Below are 2793 nucleotides of genomic sequence, written 5' to 3' on the forward strand. Positions count from 1 at the left end.
AACCCTTGTTCATTTAATATTTTAACTGTTTTTTCCATTAATATAGCCTCCTAAATTAAAATGCTTACTCATAACCTATAGTTTTCCTTAAATCTAAGACATAAGGAAGATTCTGCTTTTATAAGAATCAATTGTAAAAGTTACAGTGACTGAATCTATAATGTAAATATTGTAAATGTTTTCTATACATTATAAAATGCAGTATGTAATTAGTATAACATATTTATCTATCATTTATTATATTTTTAATTTTTTTAAATATTTTTTTATACCTTTTAAAATGTTAGATAAGGTATTCCAATGTACATTTTTAGGGGTAGGAAAGTTTATGTAAGGATTAATGAATTATTAATAGAGTAAGGTGGGATACTATCGTTGCACAGGAGTGGTTCGAGAAAATCATCCATCTATTAAATGACAATCAAAAACGGATCATGTGGACGTAATAGCCACTGGTGGAGTCTTTAATAAAGAGAAAAATGATTTTGTAGAATACGTTAGCTATAGATAGTATATTAAAGTACAAGTTAAATAGGGAGTTTATAGGTAGATATGAAGTTAATAAGATCAATAAAAGTATTACAACCTATGATACTTAACATGGAGACACTAAAAAAGCTATTATTAGTCCGGGGGAAAAAGCATATTTAGTGATAAAAAATAAGAAAATTTGCTCGGAACTTGAAAAGATGCTTATAGATTTAATATAAAATTATAGTAAATAAATATGTTTAGTGGTAATCTTTATTTAATATGAAAGCGAGGTATAAATTTATGAAAAAAATAAATTTTGCAATAATAGGATTTGGTGGAATAGCAAAAACACATTCATTAGCAGTTTATGATGCTAACTTAAGGTATTCACTTCCTTATGAGTTAAATTTAAAATACATTGTAACTAGGGAGCCTATGACTTCACCTATTAGTGGAGTTATAAATGTTACAGACATTGAGGATGTACTTAAGGATGAAGAGATTGATTTTATTGACATATGTACACCGAATAATGTTCATTTTGAAAATGTGGTAAAGGCAGTAAAATACGGTAAAGCTATTTACTGTGAAAAACCACTAGCCACAAATCTTAAAGATGCGATAGAAATGGCAAGACTTGTTAAGGAAAACAATATAAAAAATTCTGTAGCTCTAGTTTATAGATTCATGCCAGCTCTTTCATTACTAAAAGCAGAACTTGAAAAAGAGACAATAGGAAAAATTATAGATTTCAAAGTGAGAACTTATCATGATAGTTATTTAAATGAAAATAAAAAGGATACATGGAGAACTGGAAAAAATTCCGGAGGTGGGGCACTACTCGATTTAGGTGTTCATTTAATTGACATGATACAATTTACTATGGGAGATATAGAAGGTGTAGCTGCAAAATCTAGAATATTCTTTAAAGAAAGATCAGAAGTTGATGAAATTACAAATTGTGAATTTACATTAGAAAATGGCGTAATTGGAAGTCTAGAGGTTTCAAGAGTATTTACTGAAAGAGAACAAACGGATGATTACGTAGTTTATGGAAGTCACGGCAGTATAAAGATTAATTTTAACAATCCTTATGAAATTGAAATATATAGTTATGAAAGTAATTCAACACATATAAAAAATGTAGCAGCAGGGGATAAACTATTAAAATTTTATGTCGATAAAAGGAATTCTTTAGGATATTTTCAAAATTGCCATACAGCGTCTCTTATAAACTTCGCAAATAAAATTTATGATAATTCATATGAAAGCATGGCTGCTGATTTTGATGATGCATTAAAATGTCAGAGAGTAATTGATAAGGTATATGGGAGAGAGGTATAAGAGTTTTACTATATACATTTAAATAAGAGTTTAAAACTTGAAATTAAATTAATATTTATATAAATAAACTATAATTTGGTTAATATGGGAAGACTATAAATATAATTTAAAAAACTTAATATTTAATGCCATGATACGTTTAAATCCTAGGAAAAAATCTGTTTTTGTGATATATTTAGTAGATATACATAAAACTTACAAGCGACTGAACTTACATGTGATTTGGCTTACTCTAATCCAACCTTACTTGTTATTAAATTTACGAGTAAGATTGTTATGTGAAAGTCTTCTTAATGCGACAGTCCTCTTACCCGTATAACTTACGAGTAAGAGGATTATCGAGTAATCTGGATTACGGTAGGGGATATTACAAGTTTGCTAGATTAAAAGGAAGGTGCCAAACATGGAAACTAAGACCAGTTCATCAAATTTTATAAGAAACATTGTTATGGAAGATATAGAAACAGGAAAACATAAAAAAATAATCACTCGTTTTCCGCCGGAGCCAAACGGATATTTACATATTGGTCATGCAAAATCAATTATTTTAAACTTTCAATTAGCACATGAATTTAACGGTACGACTAACTTACGTTTTGATGATACTAACCCAGCTAAAGAGGATAAAGAGTATGTTAAGTCTATAGAAGAAGACGTAAAATGGCTTGGATTCCAGTGGGATAATTTATTCTTTGCATCAAATTATTTTGATGAAATGTATAAGCGTGCTGTGTTATTAATAAAAAAAGGTAAAGCATATGTTTGTGATTTAACTGCTGAGGAAATGAAAGAGTACAGAGGGACTTTAAGAGAACCTGGAAAAGAAAGCCCATATATAAATAGATCAATTGAAGAAAATCTAGACTTATTTGATCGTATGAGAAAAGGTGAATTCCCTGATGGAGCAAAGGTTTTAAGATCTAGAATTGATATGACATCTCCTAATATAAACATGAGAGATCCAGTAATTTATCG

At 28.8% G+C, this 2793-nt stretch carries 2 protein-coding genes; both read left to right on the forward strand.

Annotated features, from left to right (window positions below; translation table 11 throughout):
• The first annotated feature begins 774 nt into the window (after positions 1 to 774).
• On the forward strand, positions 775 to 1818 hold the full coding sequence (locus Q0649_RS00570) for a Gfo/Idh/MocA family protein (RefSeq protein WP_298836186.1): 1044 nt from the start codon (positions 775 to 777) through the stop codon (positions 1816 to 1818).
• 403 nt (positions 1819 to 2221) lie between these two features.
• The coding region (locus Q0649_RS00575) for a glutamate--tRNA ligase family protein (RefSeq protein ID WP_298836188.1) at positions 2222 to 2793 on the forward strand (572 nt) is incomplete at its 3' end.

Source organism: uncultured Clostridium sp., assembly GCF_937920395.1.
In the GTDB taxonomy this organism is placed as follows: Bacteria; Bacillota; Clostridia; order Clostridiales; family Clostridiaceae; genus Clostridium_AD.

Coding starts and splice junctions, on each gene's coding strand:
- Q0649_RS00570 (WP_298836186.1), top strand. CDS start 775: ATGAAAAAAATAAATTTTGCAATAATAGGATTTGGTGGAATAGCAAAA.